General features: G+C 72.4%; 17 protein-coding genes. 6 read left to right on the top strand and 11 right to left on the bottom strand.

Annotated elements, in window-relative coordinates:
* The coding region (locus HG543_RS33205; protein WP_343073502.1) for an oligosaccharide flippase family protein at positions 1-1,311 on the bottom strand (1,311 nt) is incomplete at its 3' end.
* Between the two features lie 301 nt (positions 1,312-1,612).
* On the opposite strand from HG543_RS33205, the gene HG543_RS33200 reads away from it, so the two are divergent.
* From HG543_RS33200 to HG543_RS33190, 3 genes are all read left to right on the top strand, one after another.
* A complete protein-coding gene (locus HG543_RS33200) occupies positions 1,613-2,281 on the top strand; it encodes a class I SAM-dependent methyltransferase (protein WP_169348935.1) in 669 nt (222 codons plus the stop codon).
* Between the two features lie 31 nt (positions 2,282-2,312).
* On the top strand, positions 2,313-3,452 hold the full coding sequence (locus tag HG543_RS33195; RefSeq protein WP_169348934.1) for a glycosyltransferase family 4 protein: 1,140 nt from the start codon (positions 2,313-2,315) through the stop codon (positions 3,450-3,452).
* A 74-nt stretch (positions 3,453-3,526) separates the two neighbouring features.
* Entirely contained in the window at positions 3,527-4,621 is a 1,095-nt protein-coding gene (locus tag HG543_RS33190; protein WP_371876508.1) for a glycosyltransferase family 4 protein, read from the top strand.
* A 183-nt stretch (positions 4,622-4,804) separates the two neighbouring features.
* Here HG543_RS33190 and HG543_RS33185 read toward each other — a convergent pair whose 3' ends face one another.
* From HG543_RS33185 to HG543_RS33175, 3 genes are read right to left on the bottom strand one after another with little or no spacing between them, the layout of a single operon-like run.
* On the bottom strand, positions 4,805-6,910 hold the full coding sequence (locus HG543_RS33185; protein WP_169348923.1) for a hypothetical protein: 2,106 nt from the start codon (positions 6,908-6,910) through the stop codon (positions 4,805-4,807).
* 14 nt (positions 6,911-6,924) lie between these two features.
* Positions 6,925-7,767 (bottom strand): tetratricopeptide repeat protein, encoded by an 843-nt coding sequence (locus HG543_RS33180; protein WP_169348932.1) that lies wholly within the window; start codon positions 7,765-7,767, stop codon positions 6,925-6,927.
* Between the two features lie 19 nt (positions 7,768-7,786).
* On the bottom strand, positions 7,787-9,754 hold the full coding sequence (locus HG543_RS33175) for a serine/threonine protein kinase (RefSeq protein WP_169348931.1): 1,968 nt from the start codon (positions 9,752-9,754) through the stop codon (positions 7,787-7,789).
* A gap of 324 nt (positions 9,755-10,078) precedes the next feature.
* Between HG543_RS33175 and HG543_RS33170 the strand changes: the two genes are divergently transcribed.
* Positions 10,079-11,305, top strand: coding sequence for a glycosyltransferase (locus HG543_RS33170; RefSeq protein WP_169348939.1), 1,227 nt, complete (start codon positions 10,079-10,081; stop codon positions 11,303-11,305).
* 33 nt (positions 11,306-11,338) lie between these two features.
* Here the strand turns inward: HG543_RS33170 and HG543_RS33165 are convergent, their stop codons facing one another.
* Together HG543_RS33165 and HG543_RS33160 are read right to left on the bottom strand one after the other, a co-directional pair.
* The gene (locus tag HG543_RS33165) at positions 11,339-11,839 is read right to left on the bottom strand and encodes a hypothetical protein (RefSeq protein WP_169348930.1); all 501 of its coding nucleotides are present in this window, start codon (positions 11,837-11,839) and stop codon (positions 11,339-11,341) included.
* A 739-nt stretch (positions 11,840-12,578) separates the two neighbouring features.
* Positions 12,579-14,621: an erythromycin esterase family protein gene (locus HG543_RS33160; RefSeq protein ID WP_343073501.1), complete on the bottom strand. Its 2,043-nt coding sequence runs from the start codon at positions 14,619-14,621 to the stop codon at positions 12,579-12,581.
* A gap of 182 nt (positions 14,622-14,803) precedes the next feature.
* On the opposite strand from HG543_RS33160, the gene HG543_RS33155 reads away from it, so the two are divergent.
* The gene (locus HG543_RS33155) at positions 14,804-15,952 is read left to right on the top strand and encodes a glycosyltransferase (protein WP_169348929.1); all 1,149 of its coding nucleotides are present in this window, start codon (positions 14,804-14,806) and stop codon (positions 15,950-15,952) included.
* A 15-nt stretch (positions 15,953-15,967) separates the two neighbouring features.
* On the opposite strand, the gene HG543_RS33150 is transcribed toward HG543_RS33155, so the two are convergent.
* From HG543_RS33150 to HG543_RS33130, 5 genes are read right to left on the bottom strand one after another with little or no spacing between them, the layout of a single operon-like run.
* Entirely contained in the window at positions 15,968-17,110 is a 1,143-nt protein-coding gene (locus HG543_RS33150; protein WP_169348928.1) for a glycosyltransferase, read from the bottom strand.
* A complete protein-coding gene (locus HG543_RS33145) occupies positions 17,079-18,608 on the bottom strand; it encodes an O-antigen ligase family protein (RefSeq protein WP_246357476.1) in 1,530 nt (509 codons plus the stop codon). The genes HG543_RS33150 and HG543_RS33145 overlap by 32 nt, the downstream gene beginning before the upstream one ends.
* A complete protein-coding gene (locus HG543_RS33140) occupies positions 18,605-19,735 on the bottom strand; it encodes a glycosyltransferase family 4 protein (protein ID WP_169348927.1) in 1,131 nt (376 codons plus the stop codon). Before HG543_RS33140 ends, HG543_RS33145 begins: the two co-directional genes overlap by 4 nt.
* A 3-nt stretch (positions 19,736-19,738) precedes the next feature.
* Positions 19,739-20,995, bottom strand: coding sequence for a glycosyltransferase (locus HG543_RS33135; RefSeq protein ID WP_169348926.1), 1,257 nt, complete (start codon positions 20,993-20,995; stop codon positions 19,739-19,741).
* The gene (locus HG543_RS33130; protein ID WP_169348925.1) at positions 20,992-23,184 is read right to left on the bottom strand and encodes a polysaccharide biosynthesis tyrosine autokinase; all 2,193 of its coding nucleotides are present in this window, start codon (positions 23,182-23,184) and stop codon (positions 20,992-20,994) included. The genes HG543_RS33135 and HG543_RS33130 overlap by 4 nt, the downstream gene beginning before the upstream one ends.
* Before the next feature lie 217 nt (positions 23,185-23,401).
* Here HG543_RS33130 and HG543_RS33125 point away from each other — a divergent pair.
* On the top strand, positions 23,402-23,977 hold a 576-nt coding region (locus tag HG543_RS33125; protein ID WP_169348924.1), incomplete at its 3' end, for a glycosyltransferase.

Genomic DNA, 23,977 nt, shown 5'->3' with positions numbered 1-23,977 from the left:
CCCGTGCACCAGCCCCAGCGCCGCCGCGCACGCGCCCGCCAGCAGCAGCCCCACCGTCACGAAGGGCTCCACCACCTGCGACACCAGGCCGCGCATCGCCGGGTTCATGCGCGTCACCAGCCACGCCGTCACCCACAGCTCCACCAGCGCCAGCCCCACGCCCAGCGGGCCGATGGCCAGCAGCCCGAACGTCTGGATGGCCCACGTCCCGATGCCCCACTTCGCCACGCCCACGCCCACGACGACGGCCAGCCGCTCCCACGGCCGTCCGCCCGCGTTCTGCGCCGTGGCCAGCAGGCCCGTCAGCGTGGTGAGCGCGCACTCCAGGCTGAACCACTGCACCAGCGCCACCGCCGGCACCCAGCGCTCGCCGAAGAAGAGCGGCACCGCCACCGGCAGCACCAGCACCACGAAGGGGATGGCCAGGAGCAGCACCGCGGACAGCCGCCGCAGCGACGTGCGCAGGTACTCCGCGAAGCCAGCCGGGTCGTCCTGCATGCGGCAGTAGGCGGGGAACGCGACGCGGTTGAGCACCACGCTGAGCATCATCGGCGTGGAGGCCAGCGCCCAGGCCCAGTTGACCAGGCCCACCGCGTCCTTGCCGAGGATGTGCCCCACCACCAGCGGCACCCAGCCGGCCACCAGCGCCGCCACCAGCGGCGGAAGCTGCACGGCCAGCCCGAAGCCCAACAGCCGCTTGAGCACCTCCAGGCGGAAGGCGCCTCGGGGCCTCCAGGGAGAAGCCCACCAGACCAGCACCAGCCCCACCACGCCGCGCACCAGCCCGCCCAGCGCCAGCGCCCACGCGCCGAAGCCCAGCGCCGCCAGGGCGATGGTGGTGATGACCTGCGCCACGTTCTCGATGAGCTCCGCGCGGGCGATGACGGGGAACGCGAGCTGCCGCTCCAGCGCCATCAGCGGAATGACCCGCAGCGAGGACAGGAACAGACCCAGCGCCAGGGCGCACACCATGGGCACCGCGCCCTGCCCCAGCGCGTAGCCCTCCGTCAGTCGGGGCGCGAGCGCGCACACCGTGGCGACGATGACGGCGGTGAGCGCCTGGTGACACCAGAAGATGGTGAACGTCTCGTCGCGGGTGGGCTCGTGCGACTGGCGCACCAGCGCGGCGCTCAGGCCCAGGTCGCCCAGGAACACGCCCAGCGACGCCGCGTAGGACACGATGCCGAACAGGCCGTAGTCCGAGGGGAAGAGCAGCCGGGACAGGAACAGCGCGCTCACCACTCGCAGGCCCTGCGAGGCGACGGTGCGGGCAGCCAGCACGAACATGCCCTTGAGGGCGCGTGCCTTCACCTCACCGGTACTGACTTCGGTTGCCGCGGATGCGTTCATGGATACCAGGCGGTTCGCTCCGGGCGCCTCGTGGAGGGCCGGCCCGGTGGGCACGGCTCCCGGAGCGCACGGCACGAACAGGGGGCGGCATGCTACCGGGGGCATCCGGGGCCCACAAGCAACGTGAGGTATCCGGGCAGGGATGCGGAAGGGTCGCCCGGCGCGAGGGGGAGCGGGCGCGCGGCTTGGATGGGGTCCGCCCGCCTGGATGCTCGCGTGTCCGTTGCTCCGCGTGGAGCGCAGCGGTTACGGTGCGCCGCGTATGATTTCCGGCGGCGACATCCTCCAGTTCCTGAAGCGCGAAGTGCTCGTGAGCGAGCATGAGGTCTTCCACCGCACCTTGAAGGAGGCGCTGGTCGGCACGTGCGACAGCGTCCTCGACATCGGCTGTGGTTCTCGCTCGCCGTTGCGCAGCTTCTCGCACCTGATTCCGCACACGGTGGGCATCGACGGCCACGCGACGAGCATCGAGCGCAGCCGCGCCGAGGGCATCCATCGCGAGTACCACCAGATGGAGCTGATGGACGCGGGCCGCCGCTTCGGGCCGAAGAGCTTCGACGCGGTGGTCGCGCTGGACGTCATCGAGCACTTCGAGAAGCAGGACGGCTTCCGCTTCCTGGAGATGATGGAGTCCATGGCGCGCAAGCGCGTCATCATCTTCACGCCCAACGGCTTCCTGCCGCAGGACGAGTGGGACAGCAACGTGCACCAGGTGCACCGCTCCGGCTGGGAGGTCTACGACTTCGAGCTGCGGGGCTACCGCGTCATCGGCATGAGCGGGTGGAAGCCGCTGCGGGGTGACTACGCGCATCCGCGCATCCGCCCGTTCCGGATTGGCAGCCGTCTGTCCGTCCTCACCGAGCCCTTCGCCACGCGCTTCCCGCGCCACGCCTACCAGCTGCTCGCCATCCGCGACATGGAGGCGTCCTGAGTTCCGGCCCTCGGGCTGGCGCCATGGCCTCATGTCCCCTGCTCCCTCCTGGCATCTGCTGACCGGCGAGTACCCGCCGCAGCCCGGTGGCGTCGGCGACTACTCGCGGCTGGTGGCCCTCGGGCTCGTGCGCGCGGGACAGGAGGTGCACGTCTGGGCGCCGGGTGAGGCGGGCACGCGTCTGGAGGACGGCGTCACCGTGCACCGTGTCCCGGCGCTCTTCACGCCCGTGGGCCTGCGGCGGCTGGCGCGCGGGCTCGACGGGTGCCCTGGCCCCCGGCGGCTGCTGCTCCAGTACGTGCCGCACTCCTTCGGGCTGAAGGCGATGAACGTGCCGTTCTGCGCGTGGTTCGCGGCGCGCCGCCAGGAAGAGCGCTGGGTGTTCTTCCACGAGGTGGTGTACCCGTGGAGCGCGCGGGCGCCGCTGAAGCATCAGGTGCTCGCGGGCGCCACGCGGGTGATGGTGCGGATGGTGGCCAGCGCCGCGGACCGCGTCTTCGTCTCCATTCCCGCCTGGGCGGAGCACCTGCCCTCCCGCGCGCGCCGCCACGCGGAGCTTCGCCCCGTGCCCAGCAACATCCCCACCGACGCGCCGGAGGCCGCCGTCCAGGCGGTGCGCGCGAAGCTGGGCGGCGAGCGTGTCGTGGGGCACTTCGGGACGTACAGCAGCCTCATCGCCGAGCCGCTGGAGCGGGTGCTCGTGCCGCTCCTGCGCGCGGACTCCGGGCGTCGAGCGCTGCTGCTCGGCCGTGGCGGCGAGGCCTTCCGGGACTCGCTGACGGGCCGTCACCCGGAGCTCGCCTCCCGGCTGCACGCCCCGGGTGGGCTGGCACCCGAGGACGCGGCGGCGCACCTGCGCGCGTGCGACGTGCTGCTGCAGCCCTTCCCGGACGGCGTCAGCGCGCGGCGGGGCAGCGTCATGGCGGGGCTGGGGCTGGGCATGCCCATCGTCACCAACTCGGGGCACCTGACCGAGCCCCTGTGGCGCGAGCTGCGCCCGGTGGCGCTGGTGGACGGTGCCGAGCCAGGGCCGTGGACGGAGGCGGTGGATCGACTGCTCACCCGACCCGAGGAGCGCGCGGCGCTGCGAGAGCGGGCCACACGCGTCTACCGCGAACACTTCGCGCTGGAGCGCACGCTGGAAGCGCTCCTGCGTCCGTCACCGACATGAGCCCGAGCGCTTCCCGACAGTCCGTGCCCCGTCTGGCGCTGCTGATGGACCCTCGCGAGGAGGGCTGGCCCAGCATGGATCTCGTGGGCGAGGCGCTCCTGGAGGGCCTGTCCTCGCTGCCCTCCGAGGTGTCCGCCGAGGCCGTGCGCCCGTCCCTGCCCGCCGTGGCGCGCCGGGTGCCTCGACTGGGCACCCGCAACGCGGCCTTCAACGCGGACCGCATTCTCACCCGCTTCGGCCTGTACCCGGGCCGCGCGCTGCTCGCGCGGGGCCGGTACGATGCCTTCCACGTGGTGGACCACACCTACGCGCAGCTCGTGCACGCGCTGCCGGCCGGGCGCACTGGCGTCTTCTGCCATGACCTGGACGCCTTCCGCTCCGTGCTGGAGCCCCACCGCGAGCCGCGCCCCGCGTGGTTCCGCCTCATGGCGAGCACCCAGCTCGCGGGGCTGGAGCGGGCCGCGCTCGTCTTCCACAGCACGCAGGCGGTGCGCTCGGAGTTGCTCGCGCGGGGCGTGGTGGACGAGGCCCGGCTCGTCTGGGCGCCCTATGGCGTGTCCCCGGAGTACCGCCCCGAGCCGGTGCCCGGCGACCGGAGCGAGGAGCTGCTCGCGCCCCTGGGTGGCCGGCCCTACCTGCTGCACGTGGGCAGCGCGATTCCGCGCAAGCGGCTGGACGTGCTCTTCGCCGTCTTCGCGGCGCTGCGTGCCCGTCACCCGGACTTGCGGCTGGTGCAGCAGGGCGGCGCGCTGAGTGCAGCGCAGCGCGCGCAGGTGGAGGCGCTCGGCATCGCGGACGCGCTGCTCCAGCCGCCCCGGCAGGAGCGGGCCACGCTGGCGGGCCTGTACCGGGGCGCCCGCGCCGTGCTCGTCACCAGCGAGGCGGAGGGCTTCGGACTTCCCGTCATCGAGGCGCTGGCCTGCGGCGCGCCCGTGGTGGCCAGCGACCTGCCCGTGCTGCGCGAGGTGGGCGCCGATACGTGCGCCTACTGCCCCGTGGGCGAGGTCCCCGCGTGGGTGGAGACCGTGGACGCCCTGCTCACCGGACGGCAGCCGCCACCGCCGCGCGATACCCGGCTGGCCCGTGCCGCGCGCTTCACGTGGGCCGCGCACGCGCGCACCGTGCTGGACGCGTACGTGCGACTGCTGGGCGGCGCTTCTCGCCCGTAGGGAGCTTCCCGCTCACGCGGCGGTAACGCTCCGCTGGTGCCCGCCGGAAGCTCCGAGAGAGTGACCCGCGTCTGTAGCGCGCCACTCCCGCTCACGTGGCGAGAACGCTTCGCTGTCCCCGCCGGAAGCTCCGGGACAGACCACCGGGCCCACTGGCGGGCTCCGGTGGAGTGGCCGCGGCTGCTACTCGCGCGGCTCGGACGAGCGCTGCCGCCGCATCGCCAGCAGCGCGAGCATCACCAGCAGCCCGGTGAGGGCCAGCGAGCCGGAGCCACCGCTGGACGCACAGGACCAGCCCAGCGGAGAGCGGTCGTCCTCATCCCCGCTCCCACCGTCTCCCGTCCCCGCGTCCACGCCCCCATCCGACGTCCCGCCATCCTGGGTGCCGCCGTCGCCCGTGCCACCATCCCCGGTGCCACCGTCCGTGCCCGCGTCCGGCGGAGGCGGAGGCGCCACGAAGGGGCTCGACGCCGCGGTGATGCTCCGGCCCGACGCGTTGGTGCCACGCACGATGACGAAGAACGGCCCCTCGTGCGTCGGCCAGAAGTCATTGAGTGTGATGCTCCGGCTCCGGCCCACGAACTCGAACGCCCGCTCGCTGGTCTCCGTCGGGACCACGCCAATGCCCCACTCGTAGGTGACGGGGCTTTCGGCGTCGCTGAACTCCGTCCACGACGCGGTGAGCGTCCCATTCGAGAGCCGCGCGCTCACCGTGCCCGCGGTGGGCGCCGAGCTGTCCACCACCGCGCTGAGCAGGAAGCCATCCGTGCCGCCATTCGCCGTCAGGTCATACCCGCTGACCGTGGTGAACCAGTTGGCCGCATTGGAGAAGCCACCGAAGACGAGCTGGCCTTCCGGTCCGATGCCGATGCCCTGCACCCACTCATCTTCCGTGGCGGCCCCACCCACGTAGGAGGCGAAGACGACCTCCTGCACCTCCGAGTCCACCATGGCGATGAACGCGTCCCGGACATTGCCGGAGCCGGAGGCCAGGGTGGTATCGAAGGCATTGAACGCGAAGCCCGACAGCGAGCTCGTCCTGCCACCGATGTAGACATTGCCGGACGGGTCGAGCACGGCGTGGCCCTGGGTCTGCTCGCTGCCCGTGCCCGTGGTGCTCACGCGCAGCCCTCCGCCCACGGGGAAGCCATCCTGGGACAGCCGGAGCGCGAAGACGTCCGTGCCGGAACCCGGCACGGGGCTGCTCTCCGAGTCGGTGTTGCCCACGACCGTCACCCCACCGTCCGGCCCTGGCCGCGCCAGCACGGACCGCACCTCGTCATCACCGCTGCCGCCCACGTGCCGGAACCAGGTGATGCCCGCGTCGCTCTCAAGACGGGCGACGAAGCCGTCATCCTCTCCCCTGGCGAAGTCGGCGCGGACGATGGTGGTGGTGGAGTCCCGGACGAAGGCGTCGCCCACGACGCCGCCCACGTAGATGGCGTCTCCCTGCACGTCCACCGAGTACGCGATGTCGTTCTCGCTGCTCTTGAGGATGCGGGTCCACAGGACCACCGGGTCCCCCTCCACGGAGACGTCCACCTGGGAGACGAACGCCTCGAAGGCGCGGAGCCGGTCATTGCTCAGCTCGTTGTTCGGAGGAAAGGGCACGTCCGCGCTCCCGGAGATGACAGAGTCATCCCGGCCCGTCTTTCCCACGACGTACGCCAGCCGGCCGTCCCGCGACAGGACGATGTCCCGGGCCTCGTCGTCCAGCGCGCTCCCCAGGTACATGAAGTAGTCCAGCTCGCCGTCCGCCTGCAGGCGCGCGACGAATGCATCCGTGCGGCCCACATGGTTGTCGTAGCGCGTCGCGAGCGGAGCCGCGGCGTCCGGGGCGATGTTGATGGACGTCGACTGGGTCGAACCCACGACGAACACCTCGCCGGTCGCCGTCACCGCCAGCGCCGTGCCCATGTCATCCGCGCTGCCACCGAACACGCGGGCCCACTCCAGCGTCCGCCCATCCAGGGAGAAGCGGGCGACGAAGACATCCCGATTGCTGCCGGACGCCAGGGGCAGGCCCGCGTTCGCGGGGAAGGAGCTCGAGTTCGTCCAGCCCGTCACGATGACATCGCCATCCGGGGCGACCACCACGTCCTCGATGCGGTCGGCGTTGTTCGCCTCGACGCCGCCATCCGGCAGCGTGCCGCCGCCCAGGTGCGTGTTCCAGGAGAGGGTGGGGGTGGGCCGCCACGGCTGCGCGGCGGCGGGAGCCGGCGACAGGACGAGCGCGAGCGGGGTGAGCAAGGCGGCCACGAGGGCGCCACGAAGGAAGCGCTGGTGCACGGACATCCCTTCCATCACGGAGACAACAGGTCGAAGCCAAAGCCCGCGGACGCGGTCAGCGCGAACGAGCGGTAGCCCGTCTCGGGCACCTTGAAGAAGAACTCGCCGCCCACGTCCACCAGCGCCGTCAGGCTCCTGCCGAGCGCGAAGCGCGCCCCCACCACCGGCCCCGCGCCGTACGCGGACAGGCCCGGGACGGCCGTGGCCCGAAGCGCCACGTGCGGCCGGAACGCGCCGTCACCCAGCACGTAGCCCGCCTGGAGCCCCGCGCCCACGTCGCTGCCCAGCAGCACGCGCGCGCCCACCTCGAACGAGCCGCTGCCGTACGTCAGCCCGCCGCCCGCGCCCACGGACTTGCCCACCGGATCCACGAAGCCGAACACCTCCGGCAAGAGCCGCGCGCGGCCCGCCGACATGGGCTCCGGCCCCTCCGCCGGCTCCTGCGTGGGCTCCTCCCAGGGAGACTCCGCGGGCGCCTGCTTCACCTCCGGCACCTTCGGCTCGGGCGGAGGCGGCTGGCGCTCCGCGTCCACGCGCCTGCGAGCCTCGCTGGCCAGCAGCACGAACTCCGGCGGGAAGAGGGCCGGCTCCACGGGCTGGTCCGGGTGGTTGCGCGCCAGATCCTCCAGGTGCGCGCGCGTCTCCGCCAGCTCGCCCAGCTCGTGCAGGGACGCCGCGAGGTACAGCCGCGCGATACCCAGCTCTCGGTGGCTCAGGCCCTTGGTGCGCACGTCCAACTCCAGCGCACGGCGGGCCTTGGCATATTCGCCGCGCTCGTACAGCGCGACACCTCGGGACTGCGCCAGGGCCGCCATTGGCAGCAGCCACACGACGCACAGCAGGACACTGGGCCTCATCAGGTTCTCGATATGCGATTCACTGGAGGGGCTCGAGCTCCACGTGGTGCTCGGTCAGCTCTCCAGCCAGGATGGTGACAGGCCCGCTGTAGGGCCGCGTGAAGGCGGCGTTGCCGCGCACCTCAATCTTGTGGAGCCCCGCCGGCAGCTCGAGCTGGAACTTCTTCCCGTGGCTGACGCCGTCCACGAGGACGTCCGTGAAGTAGCCCTTCACCTTGAGCCGCAGCGTCCCCGTGCGGACCTCGGGCGCGGACTCCTCCGTGCGCGCGGTGGTGCCGCGGCCCTCGCGCGTGCCGGACGTGGGGCGCGCGGGCCTGCGCGTGATGCGCCTGTCCCCCGTCTCCCGCGGGTCCGCGGCCTGCGTGTCCTTCGCCAGGACGGTGGCGGCCAGCACGGGCGTCCCGCCGTTCACGGAAGGGCTCTCGACAGTCCGGGCGTCCAGGGGCGGGGACGCGATGACGGTTGGCGCCGTGGCCCCCGGGCCCTCCAGGTTGGACTCTCCGAGCTTCACGCCGGACTCCACCGGCGTCGCGGGGAGCGGGAGCCGCGTCGACGAAGCCACGGCGCCCGCGGTGAGCGGCCGGGGCGTCTGGGGCACGGAGTCCTCCGAGCCCTTCGACATCAGCACACCGCCCGCCGCCACCAGGGCCAGGCCGACGACGGCGCCCACGGCCACCGTCACCGCCGAGCGTGAGCGGGTCGACGGGAGGGCCGACAAATCCGGCGCCGTGGGGTCCGCCCGCAGCGCGGCCGACGGCGAAGACTCCAGCGGAAGGGGCGTGGCGCGACGGGGCTGCGCGGGGCGGCGGCCCGGCTGGCCATAGCGCTCGGTGCGTTGGCGCGGAGCCGGCGCGGGGACGGCCACGGCCTCCTGCGAGATGGTGGACGGTGCGCTCACCCTGGGCGGCGCCGACACCTGCGTGGCGTCGCTGGAGAGCTGCTTCGCGATGAGCTTCAGCTCGCGGCGCACGGCCTCCGCGGACTCCGGACGGTCCTCGGGGGCCTTCGCCAGCAACTGCATCACCAGCGTCTCCAAGTCCGGGTGCAGCTCCACGAACTCGGAGGGCGCGGGGGGCGGCGTGTGCACGTGGTGCACGGCGATGGCCATGGGCGTGGCGCCCTCGAAGGGCAGCCGCCGCGTCAGCATCTCGAAGGCGATGACGCCCACCGCGTACAGGTCCGTGTGTGGCCCCACCTGCTGGCCACAGGCCTGCTCGGGCGCCATGTACTCGGGGGTGCCCACCATCATGCTGGCGCGCGTCTGCGGCGTGGTGCCGTTGGGCGCCTCGCTGCGCTTGGCCAGGCCGAAGTCCAGCACCTTCACGTACTCGTTGCCGGCGCCGTCGCGCACGACGAAGACGTTGCCCGGCTTGAGGTCGCGGTGGATGACGCCCGCCGCGTGGGCCGCGGCCAGCGCGCCCAGCAGCTCGTCGAGAATGGTGACGACCTCGACCTCCAGCATGGGCGCGCGCTGGCTGATGACTTCGTCCAGCGGGGCGCCGTCCAGGTACTCCATCACCAGGTACTGGCCCAGGTGGGGGATGGTTCCGAAGCCGAAGATGTCGATGATGCCCCGGTGGCGGATGGCCGCCGCCGCGCGGGCCTCCGCGACCAGGTCCCGCGCGCGCGAGCCCTCGGCGAAGTCCGGGCGGAGGATCTTGATGGCCACCTTGCGGCCGATGACGGGGTGCTCGCCCTCGTAGACGATGCCCATGCCGCCCGCGCCGATGCGGCGCTTCACGACGTAGTCACCGAGCTGCTTGCCCACCAGCACGTCGCGCGCGACGGACTTCTCCCACTCGTTCCCGCCGTCGTCCTCGGAGACCTCGGGAGCGCTCGGCACCAGCGGCCTCGCCACCTGCCGGGGTTCCTTCTTGGGCTTGCTCTTGAAGGTGGCGTCCTCGTCGTCGTCGCCGTACGGGCTCGGGGCCACCACCGAGCGCGCCGCCTCCGGCGGGCACACGCTCAGACCCGTGGCGTGAGCCATCCCACAACGGGGACACTTACGAAGGTTGCTCATTGCTTCGCGCATCATCACCCGTCCCCATGCGTGGTGACCATCCCAGCTTGAAGGGTCGTATCCGACCCCGTTTCCCCCTCTCGGCAGGGCACACGCCTTGTGTGGCCAACGAAGTCGCGCGCGAAAAGTCGCACGGAACCCTCGAAAAAAGTCGCACGGTTTCCGTGTTTCACATGTGTCGCGCGATTCATCAGGGTGGGTGCCGCCGAGCGGCCAGGCAGGCGTGGTGCCGCGGCGGCCCGACGCTCCGCCTTGACCGTCCCGGAGGGCTCTGCTTCGGTCGGCGCCGCCGTGCGCATCCTCTTCCTCAATCCTGTGGGCATCCTTGGCGGGGCCGAGCGGGCGCTGCTGGACCTGATGGCGTGCCTGAAGCGGCTGGAACCGGGGCTGTCGCTCCACCTGCTGGCGGCCACCGCCGGGCCGCTGCTGGACGAGGCACGTGCGCTGGGGGTGGAAGCCCGGCTGCTGCCCCTGCCGGAGCGGCTGTCCGCGCTGGGAGACAGCGCGCTGCGGGGACGAGGGCCGCGCGAGGCGTGGCGCTTCGCCCGGAGCCTGGCGCCGACGCCCCTGCTGCTCGCCGACTATGGCCGGGCGCTGCGGCGCGAGGTGGCGGCGGTGCGGCCGGACCTGCTGCACTCCAACGGCATCAAGACGCACCTGCTCAGCCCCGTCACCGCCGGCCTGTCGCTGAAGCGGGTGTGGCACATCCACGACTTCCTGGGCGAGCGCCCGCTGGTGCGCCGCGCGCTGGGGACGCTGGCGCCGCTGGCGTCCGCGGCCATCGCCAACTCGGGGGCAGTGGGCGAGGACACGCGCGAGGTACTGGGCCGGGTGCCGGTGCACGTCGTGCACAACGGTGTGGACGTGGAGCGCTTCTCCCCGGGGCCCGGGGACGGCGCGCGACTGGACGCGCTGGCCGGACTGCCTCCGGCGCCCGAGGGCACGCCGCGCGTGGGGCTGGTGGCCACGTACGCGCGCTGGAAGGGACACGACGTCTTCCTGGAGGCAGCGGCGGAGCTGACGCGGCGGCACCCTGCCCTGCCCGTGCGCTTCTACCTCGTGGGCGCGCCGCTGTACCGGACGCCCGGCTCGCAGTTCTCCGCGGAGGAATTGCGCGGGCTCATCGAGTCACGGGGCCTGTCCGGCCGCGCGGGGCTGGTGCCCTTCCAGGCCGAGCCGGCCGCGGTGTACCGGGCCCTGGACGTGTTCGTGCACGCCAGCACCCGGCGCGAGCCCTTCGGCCTCACCATCGCGGAGGCGCTGGCGTGCGGGCGGCCGGCCATCGTCTCGCGCGCGAGCGGCGCGGCGGAGGGGCTCACCGATGGCGTGGACGCGCTGACGGTGCCCCCGGGTGACAGGGACGCGCTGGTGGCGGCGCTGCGCACGTTGCTGGAGGACGGCGCGCTGAGGGCGCGGCTGGGCGAGGCGGCGCGGCGCACGGCGGTGGAGCGGTTCTCCCGCGAGCGCTACGCGCGCGAGGTGCTCGCGGTGTACCGCTCGCTGGTGCCCGGGCGCTGAGTTGCTCCCCGGTCGTGCTCCCACGTCGAAGGGTCAGGGGATGTTCTCCGGCTGACTCCCAAAGAACGCATGAAAGAGGGTCGTCTCCGGCGGTTCTTTGTTCTGCACGATGAGAGGAACGGGGGTATCCGCCACCTCACGAGGAAGCCGGCGTACGTCGAAGGTGGCTTCGAGCTTCCGGGCGATGAGGTCGGCGGAAGCGCGCATCTCAGGCGGGAGCGGCTCGAAGCTCAGCTTCGGGTTGTGTCGCTCGGTTCCGACGAAGTCGTACTGCACTGCGTAGATGGCGTAGATGGGCGCCAGGATGCTGACACATCCAACGAGGACGAAGCGAAATGGCGGAGGCTTCCGCGCACTATTCGCATAGGCCACGCAGCGGAAGGCGCCCGAGGTGGAGCCAGGCGTGGCGTCGCCAATGGTGAAGTCGGGAAGAACTCGTTCGAGGTCATCCAGGAACGCAAACCAACGGTCGAGGTCGTCGCGACGCCTTTGCTCCCAGAGGTCGCCGAGTCTGTCGTACTCGGGCGAGTTCACCAACCTATCGTCGTACGTCCTGTCAGCGCGCCAGTAATCCCTCGCGATGGAGAGCAATCTGCCGGGAGAGAGATCCATGGCGTCAGGGACCGACCTGGGTGGGGGTGGTCCTCCGGTCACACTGCGTCGTGACCATCGCACCGGCAATGACCTCACGTAACGTGGTGTCGTAGGTGGTCCTGAAGCTCTGACAGGCGAGGACGAGTGGAGTCGCGGGCGTGATGGCCTCGAAAGCGAACTGCGCGGCGAGGTTCGCGCACCTCGCGGAGCGGCTCTGGGCCCACTCCGTGGAGATGGGACCTCTTTCGTTTTCCAGAGGCATTTCGACTCCCAATCTACACAGGTGTGACTCGCCTGCTGCTCTGCGAAGCGCGACATGGACGCAGGCTGCGCGCCAGCCTCCGGGGCCCTTGCCTCGCTGTTTGATGACCGTAACGAACTGAAAGTGTTCGGGATGAAGGCTTCCCTGGACGATGGTCATCGCCCCTCCCGATGCACAACCCGTCAGGAGTTCCAGCAAGAGCACAGGCAGACAGAGCCGAGGCAGCCAGTCCGATGAGTCCACGGTTTGGCTCCTTGCAGGACGATGGCGAGCTTGAGGGCATCCAACACTCCAGGATGCTCCCTCTCCCTGCAACCATCCACCTTCATCCGGTGTTGTTCCGCTGACCCGACCGCGGGCGCATTGACGCCTCGCGCGGATGAAAGCCCTGGCTTGACCATCCCGGGCGCTGAGGGGCTACTGCGCTGGCGCGGCGGTCTGCTCCCTCTTCGGCACCTGGATGATCCACGGCAGGGGCCGCGCGCGGGTGGTTCGCTCCACGAACAGCAGCCCGTCGTACAGCTCCAGGTTGCGGCTGGTGCTCAACGGGTAGCCCTCGTGCGAGTAGAGGGCGCCAGGGTCCCTCGTGCGGAGGGCGCGCCGCCACCACTCCCTCACGGGCCCGGAGGCCGGCACCGCGCGCAGGTCCAGCGCGAGCAGCGGGAGTCCGGTGCTCGCGAGCGCCGCATCCAGGCTGTCCTCCGGCGCGGGCGGCACGGTGAACTCATCCACGCCCCGGGGCGCGGGCGCGTCCGCGGTGGGCATGCGCATGGCCTGGAATGAGCCCTGGTTGAAGGCGAAGCCGAAGACATAGAGGCCCTTGCCGAAGCTCCTGGCGAGCCACCGGCCCGCCGGGTTGGCCGTCCACTCACCGGGGCCGCGCGCCACGTGTCCGTTGTGCGCCCAGAACACGGCCTTCGCGCCGGGGCCCTCGAACTCCAACACCCAGCGCAGGTTCTCCGCCATGGAGCGGTCGCGGAAGTCGTAGTCGTGGAGGTCCAGCATCTTCGCGACGCACTGGCTCAGCACGGTGAGGTCCTGACGCGCCAGCGCCCAGGCCTCCCTGCTGGAGCGACGGGTGTACTCACCGCGACGGGAGTCGAAGCGGCGGGCCACCTCCTTCAGCGTCTCGCCCACCGCCGCCAGGCGCTCCTTCTCCAGGCGCCAGACGTCCTTGCCCGTCATGAGGGTCAGCGGCTCCCCCACCTGCTTCGCATACGTGGCATCCACCTGGCGCAGGTACGCGTCCACGTTCGCCGCGGCCTGAATGGGGCTCTGCATGTCCACGCCGTAGAACTTCAGCTTCCTCCGGTGCGCGGGGTCCTCGTTGTAGCGGCGCATCCACCGGACGAGCTCCAGCACCTCCTCGGTCTGCCATGGGAAGACATTCAGGCCCTTCAGCCCCTCGCTCGGGTCGCCCTTCCCCGTGAGCACGAAGTCGTTGAGGGCACGGGACTCGGAGAAGTTCGCCTCGATGGCGAACACGGTGAAGCCCAGCTCCGACACGAGGAACTCGAACATGCGGTGCTTGAGCTGGAAGAACTCGCGCGTGCCGTGCGTGGCCTCGCCCAGCGCCACCACGCGGGCATCCTTCAGCACGGGCGTCAACCTCCGGAGGTCCTCGAAGCCGTGGCCCGCCTCCACCGTCTGGAGCGGTATCGCGGCCTCCCGCGCCCACGCCACCGCCGCGCGCCGCTCGTCCTCGGTGGGGGTCCGCTCCAGGCGCACCTCGGTGGGCTCGGGCGGCGACGTCCGCATCATCCTCGGCGTGAAGCCCGGCGCGGAGGCCACGACGTTGTACTCGCCCTCCGGGACGGAGACCTGGAAGCGTCCGTCCGGCAGGGGAGGAAGGTCGGCCACGTCGTCGAAGGGGACGATGGGCCGGACGACACGCAGCGCCGCGCCCTTCAGGGGCTGCCCCGCCTCGTCCACCACCGTCCCCCTCACTGTCACGGGCGTCTCGCCCACGCGAAGCTCCACCGCCAGCACGGGCTCGCCGGCCCGCACCTGCACGGACTCACCGAAGGAGAGGGTGCCGTCCGCCAGCGCCACGGCGACACCGTACTGCCCCGGCGTCAGCGGCCCTGTCTGGAAGCGGCCGTCGGGCCCCGTCCGGACGGTGGCCGCGAGCGCATCCCGGCGCACGTCCCACGCTCCGATGCGTGGCGCCACGCCGACCGTCGCGCCCACCACGGGCGCGCCGTCCCGCCCCAGCACCGTCCCGGAGAGGAGCCCCTGCTCGGAACCGGATGTCACGGCGGCCGTCCGCGAGGACTTCGTCTCTCCTGCCTCCGTCCCGGGTCCGAGCCCCCCTGCCCCGGTGGCGCTCATGGCCGACGGTGGCTGAGAGCGAGGCGCGGTGGAGCAGCCCGCCAGGATGGCCAGCAGTCCGAACGAAGCGATGCGTGGCATGTGCATGGACGGGTCCTCGTCGCGGGGAGCGGTCTCCTTCTTCGCCACCCAGGAAACCCCAACCCGAGCCGCATCCCAACGTTTCCTTGCCCGCTCCGGGTCACCCCGGTCCGGACCAGGTGAACTCTCGCACCGTCATTGAAGTCCTGCGCTGGAGACTCCCCGAGGTGACGCCTTGACCGTCCCGCGCGGCTCTGGTTCGGTCGCGCGCGCACCCCGAGGGCTCCCACGTGAAGCGGCCACGCAGGCTCGTCACCGTCTCGCATTCCTATGTCGTCACCCTCAACCGGCGCCTCGCCAACGAGATGGCGCGCGTGGGCGGAGGCGACTGGGACATCACCGCCGTGGCACCCCGCTTCTTCCACGGCGACCTGAGCCCCCTCACCCTCCAGCGCGAGCCCGGCGAGCCCGCGCGCGTCGAGGACGTGCGAGCCCTCTTCAGCCGCTCGCTGCACACCTTCGTGTACGGGCCGGAGCTGCGCGCGCGCCTGTCCGGTGGCGTGGACCTCGTGCACTCCTGGGAGGAGCCCTACGTCCTCGCGGGCCTGGAGGTGGCGCTGCTCACCCCGCGCCGCGTGCCGCTCGTCTTCTGCACCGCGCAGAACCTCTCCAAGCGCTACCCGCCGCCCTTCGCCCAGGTGGAGCGCTTCGTCGTCCAGCGCTCCGCCGGCTGGGTGGCCTGGGGCGAGACGGTGAAGGAGAACCTCCTCGCCCGCCCCGGCTACGCCCAGCGCCCCGCGCGCTACATGCCCATGGGCGTGGACGTGGAGCTGTTCCGCCCGGACCGCGCCGCGGGTGAGTCCCTCCTGCGTGAGCTCGGCTGGGAGCCCTCGGGCCCGCCCGTGGTCGGCTACCTGGGGCGCTTCGTCCCGGAGAAGGGCGTGCCCCTCCTGATGGAGGCACTGGAGCGGCTCACCACGCCCTGGCGCGCCCTCTTCGCTGGCGGCGGCCCCATGGAAGGCGCGCTGCGCGAGTGGGGCGCGCGCCACGGAGACAAGGTGCGCGTCGTCACCGGCGTGCCCCACACCGGCGTGCCGCGCGTGCTCAACGCCATGGACGTGCTGTGCGCGCCCAGCCAGACGACGCCGAAGTGGAAGGAGCAGTTCGGCCGCATGCTCGCGGAGGGCTTCGCCTGTGGCCTGCCCGTGCTCGGCAGCGACTCCGGCGAGGTACCCCACACCGTGGGCGACGCGGGCCTCGTCCTTCCGGAAGCCCGCCCCGCTGCGTGGACGGACGCGCTCGCCGGGCTGCTGGAGAGCCCCGAGCGCCGCCGCGAGCTGGCCACGCGCGGGCGCGAGCGCGCCGTCACCCGCTTCGCGTGGCCCGTGGTGGCACGGGCGCACCTGGACTTCTTCTCGGAAGTGATGGAGCGCCGGTAGCCGCGAAGGCGCCCTTCAGCCCTCGCGCTCCAGCACGTCCACGATGGCGGCGGACATGCCGTCCCACGTCTGCGCGCGCAGGGACTCGGACAGCGCGGCCACGTGCGGAGCCCACGCGGCCTCGTTGTCCCGCCACGCCTCCAGCCGCCGCACCAACCCGTCCACGTCGTCCGGGTCGTCCAGCAGGAGCCCGCGCAGCGAGGCCGGGTAGCGCTCCGCCACGCCCGCCGTGCGGCTCACCAGCGCGGGCAGCCCCGCGCACAGCGCCTCGTGCACGCCCAGGCCGTAGGCCTCGTAGCGCGTGGGCGCCACCAGCAGATCCGCCGCGGACAGGAGCGCCGGCACGTCCTTGCGGAAGCCGAGGAACTGGATGCGCTCCCCGAGCCCCTTCGCCGCCGCCTCGCGCTCCCACGCCTCGCGCTGCGCGCCCACGCCCACGACCTTGAGGTCCACGCCCCAGTCGCCACGCGCGCACAGCCGCGCCCACGCGTGGAAGAGCGTGTCGAAGCCCTTGCGCCTGTCACCCAGCGCGCCCACGAAGAGCGCCACGCGCCGCGACTCCGGCCAGCCCAGCGCCGCCCGCGCCGCGCGCCGCTCCTCGGGCGAGGCCGGCTTGAAGCGCTCCGGATCGGCGCCGTAGTAGACGACGCGCACCCGCGACTCGGGCACGCCCGTGGCCGCCACCAGGTCGGCCCGCGTGCGCTCCGAGTTGGCGATGATGACGCGCGCGCGCCGCAGCGCCTCGCGCTCGCCGCGCAGGTAGAGCCGGTGGCTCATCCGGCCCTTGAGCTGGCGCAGCGCGCCGCCCACCGGCTCGGAGACGTAGGCGCCATGGACGTAGTGCACCCAGTTGCCCGCGGGCACCGGGCAGTTGCCGCCGTTGGCCAGCACGCGGCCGCCTTCCGCGCGCGTGCGCAGCGCCCACGCGCGGCCCACCGCGTCCAGCAGCGGCTCGCCCAGCATGTACGCGTTGCCCGGCTTGGGCACGCGCACGAAGCGCACGTTGGAGTAGCCGAGCAGCTCGTCCGCCACCCGGTGCGCCACGAGGCGCACGGGGCCGCCCTGCTTCGCCAGCCAGAGCGCCAGCGCCAGGTTGGCCCGGTCCATGCCGCCGGTGGCGACGAAATCACCCGCGATGAGCGTGTACGGTCTTCGCATGTGCCATGGCGCCGAAGAGCGCCGCGTTGAGCAGCCAGAACTCCATGCCCATCTGGCTCATGAAGAATGGATAACTGAAGGTCAGCGCCAGCGCGCCCAGGTTGTACGCGAAGACGACGCTGCCCCACAGCCAGAACTCGCCTTCCGAGTCCTCCTTCCGCCGGGCGATGCGGAAGACCCACCACAGCGTGGCCAGCAGGCCCAGCGGGTAGAGCACCACGGTGAGGATGCCACCGTCGAAAATCCACGCCGACCACTGCACCTCGACCCACAGCGGCGGGCGCTCCAGGTCGGTGGGGTCACCGAAGTAGGCGTAGGCCATGCCGTAGCGGCCCAGCCCCGCGCCGAGCGGGTACTCCGGGAGGTGCTCCTCGAAGGAGCGCAGCACGAAGCCACCCCGGTGCCGGCGGTAGACTTCCTCGGGCCGGCCGTCCAGGAGGCTCGTCCAGCGCGCCAGCACCGTGTCCCCGCCCACCGCCACCGCCCAGCCGAAGGCGGACACCGCGCCGATGCCCACCACGGCCAGCAGCGTCAACAGCCGCGCCAGCCGGCCGCTGAGCGCGAGCACGCCCGCCATGGCCAGCAGGCACACGCCCAGCGTGACGAAGGTGGCGCGCACCTGGCACAGGTAGAGGCACAACAGGCCCAGGAGGATGCCACCCACGCTCAGCACGCGAATGAGTCCGCGCCGCGACGACAGCAGGAAGCCGCCGCCCAGCAGCACGGCGTAGAAGCCGCCCGTGGCCGCGCCACCCGGAGTGTCCGTCAGGCCCATGGGGCGGAACACGCGCTCGCCGCTGGTCGTCTCGAACTCGAGGCTGCGCAGGTAGCCCTCGCCGAGGCCCTGCACCATGGACGACACCGCCGGCTGGAAGCGGCCGGGAAAGTAGACCTGGAGCACGCCCACGCCCGCGCTCGCCACGTTGAAGAGGAAGAGCAGCGCCAGCGTGAGGCGGAACGTCTTCGCGTCGATGGGCAGCCGCGTCACCCACAGGAGCGGCGCGGCGATGGACAACTGGATGCCCAATTGCACCAGCGACGCCAGCACGCCGGACGTGCCGGGGTTGAAGAAGTTGAGCGCGGTGACGCCGATGGCGCCCATGACGAAGGGCAGCGCCGGGTGCTTCAGGGCGCGCCCGCGCACCGCCACCAGCAACAGCAGGCTGAGGCCGAATGCCAGGATGCGTACCACCACGCGCAGCGGCGCCATGGCCGGCACCAGCAGCGCGAGCTGGCAGCAGATGAGCATCAGGATGAACAGCGGCACCACCCGCCCCGACGCGAGCAGCCGGCCCAGCGTGCCCACCCGCTGGGGAGGAGCACCCACCGGAGCGGCGACCGCGCCGGAGGCTCCCGCAGCGGGCCTCGGCGCGTCGAGCGCCACGGCCTCCAGCGGAGCGCCCGGCGCGCTGCGCACGTAGCGGCGGCGCAGCACCCCCGGGCCCTGGAGCTGGGGCCTCGGCACGCCGGGCATGCTCGCGGGACGCGGGCCCCTCATGACGCGCGAAGCTCCCCGGGGGCCAGGCCGCGCAGGGCCTCGTCCAGCGCGCGCAGGTACACGGACGGCTCGCAGAGCTTCGCCGCGCGCGCGGGCCCGCCCGCGCCCAGCCGCTCACGCACGGCGGGGTCCTCGATGAGCTGGCGCAGCGCCTCGGCCAGGGGCGCCGGCTGGGGCGGCACGAGCACGCCGCACGTCGCGTCCACGATTTCCAGCGGCCCGCCCATGGCCGTCGTCACCACCGGCAGCCCGGCCTGCAGCGCCTCCACGAAGGCGATGCCGAACGGCTCCGCCCCCATGTTGGGCTGACAGTGGATGTCCGCGGCCTCCAGCAGGCGCGGCACGTCCGAGCGCTGCCCGAGGAAGCGCACCCGCTCCGTCAGCCCCAGCCCCGCGGCCTGGGCCTTCAGGCCCTCGAGGTAGGCCATCTCCTCGGGCCGCTGCGCGCCGCCGGCGAACCAGGCCTTCCAGCCCGGCACCTGCCGCAGCCGCCCGAGCGCCTCCAGGTGGAGCCGCTGGCCCTTCCACTCCTCCATGCGGCTCGTCTGGACGATGACGACGTCGCCCTCGCCCGCGCCCAGCTCCGCGCGCAGGCGGGCACGGGACTCATCCCGCGAGCCCTCGCGCGCCGGCGCGAGCACCGGGTAGTACACCAGCTTCCAGGGCGCGCGCGGGTAGACGGTGCCCAGCGTCCCGGCCGAGTAGCGGCTGTTGGTGATGACGAGGTCCGGCTCGGTGACGCGGCCCCAGCGCTCCAGCCAGTGCCGGCCGTTGAGCGCGTCGTGCTGGTAGAAGACGAGCGGCACGCCGGCCGCGCGCACCACCGGACCGAAGAGCGCCTGCGGCCACATGGCGTGGCAGATGACGGCGTCGAAGCGCTCGCGGCGCAGCAACTCGCGCAGCGCCTGCCGCGCCCGCCACACCGTCCACGGGCGGCCCACCTTCGCCTCGCCCAGGAGGTGCGGCTCCGCCCCGGCCTCGCGCAGCTCGCGGGCCAGCCGGCCCTCGAAGCACAGGGCGAAGGCGTGCGTCAACCCGGGCTCGCGCGCCCGCTCGCGCGCCAGCGTGCGCAGGAAGGTCTCGATGCCGCCGTAGAGGTTGCCGCTGTAGACATGCAGCACGCGCATGGCTCACACCCCTCCCGCCGCGGCGCGCGCCGCGACACGGGGCTCGGCGTCGAAGGCGGGCGCGGGCCGGCCCAGCGCCTCGGCGTACAGCGTGAGGCTGCGCGCGGCCATGACCTCATGGCCGAACTCGGCCACCGCGCGACGCCGCGCCGCCTGCCCCAGCTTCTTCGCCAGCGCCGGGTCGTCCACCAGCCGCCGCGCGGCCAGGGCGAGCGCCGTCGCGTCACCCACCGGCACCGTCAGCCCCGTCTCCTCGTGGCGGCTCACCCACGGCACGCCCGAGTGGGGAATGGCGGTGTTGAGGATGGGCAGCGCGCTGGCCATGGCCTCCACCTGCGACAGGCCGTACGCCTCGCTGCGCGCGTTGCTGGGGAACCACAGCGCGGTGGCCGCGCGGTACGCCCCCGCGAGTTCATCCGGCGGCAGGTAGCCCGCCCACGTCACCCGGCTCTCCACGCCCAGCGTCCGCGCGCGCTCCCGGGCCTCCTTCTCCAGCGGCCCCAGGCCCACCACCACCAGCCGGCCCGGCACCTTCGCCAGCGCCTCCAGCGCGGTGAACAGGCCCTTGTAGTAGACGAGCCGCCCCACCATCAGCCACAGCGGCCCGCCCGCGGCCTCCTCGCGCCAGCGCGCCTCGGCCCGCAGGGCCTCGGCCGAGGGCTGGAGGTACGGCGACAGGTCGATGCCCAGGGGCAGCGGGCGCACCTTGCTCCGGAATGCACGCAGCAGCGGCGAGCCCGGCACATAGGCCTCGCTGGTGGCCAGCACCCGCCGGGCGCGCGCGTACAGCAGCGCCTCGAAGGGGCGGAAGAGCGCGCCCGCCACCTTCTGGCGGATGACGTCGCTGTGGTGGGTGACGAAGACGGGCGGCAGCTTCGGCGCCACGTCCAGGGCCAGCAGCATGGAGGGGTTGGGCGTGTGCAGGTGCAGCACGTCCACCCCCTGGCCGAGCGCGCGCATGAGCACGCGCGGCAGCTCCGGCATCACGTCCATGCGCGCCACCGAGGCCGCGCGCCCCAGGCGCACCACGCGCACCGGGCCGTCCCAGTCCTCGCGCGTGGGGCTCCGGCCGTGGAACTCGTGGCTGGTGCCCGCGCCGTCCGCCGAGTGGTTGGCGCACAGCACCTCCACCTGCGCGCCCAGCGACGCCTGCGCCCGCGCGAGCGTCTGGACGTGGGCCTCCATGCCGCCGGAGGCCGGCGGATAGAACTTGCCCAGGTGCAACACCCGAAGACCCGCCCCTGCTGTCGGCATGCTCACGACTGCGCCACCCCGTCCTTGGAGTCCTCGGCGTACTGGCCGTAGCCCTGGTAGGCCAGGTACGAGTCGCCGTAGCGCGGCGCCTTCAGGTCCACGTCGTTGAGGACGGCGCCGTACATGCGCGCCTGCACGTCCGCCAGCTGCCGCAGCGCGCGCTTCGCCGACTCGCGGTTGGTCTTCCCCGCCTTCAGCACCAGCACCACGCCGTCACACTGCGTGGCCAGCACCGCCGAGTCCGCCACCGCGTTGATGGGCGGGCTGTCCAGGATGACGCGGTCGAACTTCCCGGCCGCGCTCTTGAGCAGGTCCGCGAAGGCCTGGGTGTGCAGCAGCTCCGCCGGGTTGGGCGGAACCGGGCCGCACGGCAGCACGAACAGGCCGGGCACCTCGGTGCTCTTCACCGCCTGCTCCAGCGTGCCCTCGCCCACCACCAGCGAGGAGATGCCCAGCTCGTTCGGCACGCCGAAGGCGCGGTGCAGCCGCGGCCGGCGCATGTCCGTGTCCAAGAGCAGCACCCGGTTGCCACTCTGCGCCATGGCCACGGCCAGGTTGATGCACGTGGTGGACTTGCCCTCCTGCGGGCCGCTGGACGTCACCACCAGCGTCTTGAAGGGCTTGTCCGGCGACATGAACAGGAGGTTCGTCCGGATGGCGCGCGTGCACTCCGCCACCGTCGACTTGGGCTCGCGGTGCACGTGCAAATCGCGCTCGCGCGGCGCCTTGGTGCCCTCGATGCGCGGCAGCACGCCCAGGAAGGCCAGGCCCAGCCGCTCCTCCACGTCCGCCTGCGTGGCCACGCTGTTCTCCAAGAGCTCCAGCAGGAACGCGATGCCCACGCCCGCCAGCAGCCCCATCACCAGGCCCAGCGCGAGGTTGCGGCGCACGTTCGGCTTCACCGGCGCCATGATGGGCCGCGCCGCGTCCAGCACGCGCACGTTGCTGGTGCGCAAGAGGCCCGACAGCTCGATGTCCTTGAGGCGCTTGGCGACGAGCTCATAGAGGCGCTGGTTGTTGTCCGACTCGCGCTTGAGCCGGTCGAACTCGATGGACTTCTTGTTCACCGCGAAGGCTTCCTGCTTCGCCGCGTCCAAGAGGCGCACCAGGTTCTTCTCCTGCGCCACCGACTCGGCCAGCCCCGTCTCCGCCGCGCGCACGATGTTGCTCAGGCTCTTGAGGAAGTCCTCGCGCACCACGGACAGCTTGCGGTTGCACTCCAGGAGCTTCGGGTGCTCGGCCAGGTAGCGCTCCCCCAGCTCCGCGCACGCCACGCGCAGCTCCGTGTAGTTGCGCCGCAGGTCCTGGATGGGGCCCTCGTTCATGTCGGTGAGCGCCTCCGCCCACGTCTCGTCCTCGGGCGACGCCTTGCGCAGCTTGTTGATGGCCTCCACGCGCGCCTGCTGGGCGGCAATCTGGATGCGCACCTCGGTCAGCTTGAGGTTGTACGTGGCGATGCGCTCGCTGACCATGCTCATCCGCGACTCCAGCGACGTGGACAGCAGGTCCGCGTCCTTCTTGAAGTCATAGACGGCCAGCTCGCTGGACTTGGACGTGGACTCCAGGTCCGCCAGGCGGCCCTCCAGCCACGCGCGCGCGTCCTCCGTCATCCGCAGCTTGAGGGCCAGGTTCTCCGCCATGTACGCGGCGGCCACCTCGTTGGCCAGGAGCGCCGCGCGCTTGGGGTCCAGGTCGTCCACCGCGATGTCCATCACCCGCGAGTCCTTCGCGGGGACGACGCGGATGCGCGACTGGAGCAGCCCTATCGCGTCCGCGCCCTGCATGGCCTGCACGCGCACCTTCTCGTCCTGCACGTGCGCCAGCCCCAGGAAGTCCGCGTCCGTCGCCAGGCCCAGCTTGTCCACCACCCGGCTGGCCACCGCGCGCGAGGTGATGATTTCGCTCTGGGTGGCGTAGTACTCCTTGTTGAACCAGTAGTTGCTGCGCTCCTCGCCCATGACCTCCTTCACCTCGCTGTCGAGGAAGCGAGGCGCCATCACGTCGATGATGAGCGAGGTGCTGGCGGAGTAGACCTTGGGCTGGCGCAGCGTGTGGACGGCCGACAGCGCCGCCACCACCACCGCCACGCCGAGCACGACCCATTTGCGCCGCCACATGGCGCGCACGTGCTGCATCAGGCCCGCCGGAGTCAGGCCGCCGGCACCGCCGGCCGGGTCGAACACGGTTCCTTCCACGTCTCGTCTCTCCTGGGTTTCCCCTGGCGCGGCCCTGGCCCGAAGGCATTTCGCCCCGACCTTCACCCACACCGAAAAATCGCGGTCGAGCGTGCCGTGTCCACGCGGGGTTGTCCATCGTTCCGCCGTCGCCTGGATGCCCCCCATCCATTCATCTTGAGGGCCCCGGGAGTCCACGGACGCGCGCGGCCCGGCGGGCTGTGCTAGTCAGCGCCGCGTGACTCGCGCGCTCTCCTTCGTCCTGCCCTACGACGCCACCAACGCCGCCGCCGCCGCACGCTTCGCCCGGGAGCTGTCCCGGAGCGCCGAGGTGGTGCTCGCCGGCGAGGGCCCGCTGGAGCTCACCCCCGGGCCCGGCCTGCATGTGGTCGCCGCGCCGGGAGGAAAGGGAGCGGCCATCCGGGCCGCGCTGGGCCGGGTGACGGGCGCGGTGACGGTGCTGCAGGACCCGGACACGGCCTGGTCCCCGGACGTGTACGACGCGCTGGTGAAGCCCATCCAGGCGGACACGGCGGACGCGGTGTTCGGCCGCCGCAGCTTCCCGGGCCTGACGCGGGGCCTGGCGCCGGAGCTGCTGGCGGACCGCGCCCTGGGGCACTTCACCCGCTTCGTCACCGACGTGGCGCTGACGGATCCGCTCACCGGCCTGCGCGCCTTCCGCACCGAGGCGCTGCGCTCCGTCACCCTCACCAGCGACGACGACGCGGTGGACGCGGAGCTGGTGGTGAAGCTGGCCGCGCAGCTCTTCCGCCTCACCGAGGTGCCCCTGCCCCCCACGCCGGTGGTGCCCCGC

Source organism: Pyxidicoccus fallax, assembly GCF_012933655.1.
GTDB classification, from domain to species: domain Bacteria; phylum Myxococcota; class Myxococcia; order Myxococcales; family Myxococcaceae; genus Myxococcus; species Myxococcus fallax.
This window is presented reverse-complemented; position numbering and strand designations above follow the sequence as displayed.

Bases quoted from the DNA above. Each gene is read 5' to 3' on its own strand.
- HG543_RS33200 (WP_169348935.1), top strand. From the start codon at position 1,613: ATGATTTCCGGCGGCGACATCCTCCAGTTCCTGAAGCGCGAAGTGCTC.
- HG543_RS33180 (WP_169348932.1), bottom strand. From the start codon at position 7,767: ATGAGGCCCAGTGTCCTGCTGTGCGTCGTGTGGCTGCTGCCAATGGCG.
- HG543_RS33140 (WP_169348927.1), bottom strand. From the start codon at position 19,735: ATGCGCGTGCTGCATGTCTACAGCGGCAACCTCTACGGCGGCATCGAG.
- HG543_RS33150 (WP_169348928.1), bottom strand. From the start codon at position 17,110: ATGCGAAGACCGTACACGCTCATCGCGGGTGATTTCGTCGCCACCGGC.
- HG543_RS33190 (WP_371876508.1), top strand. From the start codon at position 3,527: ATGGATCTCGTGGGCGAGGCGCTCCTGGAGGGCCTGTCCTCGCTGCCC.
- HG543_RS33195 (WP_169348934.1), top strand. From the start codon at position 2,313: ATGTCCCCTGCTCCCTCCTGGCATCTGCTGACCGGCGAGTACCCGCCG.
- HG543_RS33145 (WP_246357476.1), bottom strand. From the start codon at position 18,608: ATGAGGGGCCCGCGTCCCGCGAGCATGCCCGGCGTGCCGAGGCCCCAG.
- HG543_RS33175 (WP_169348931.1), bottom strand. From the start codon at position 9,754: ATGGCTCACGCCACGGGTCTGAGCGTGTGCCCGCCGGAGGCGGCGCGC.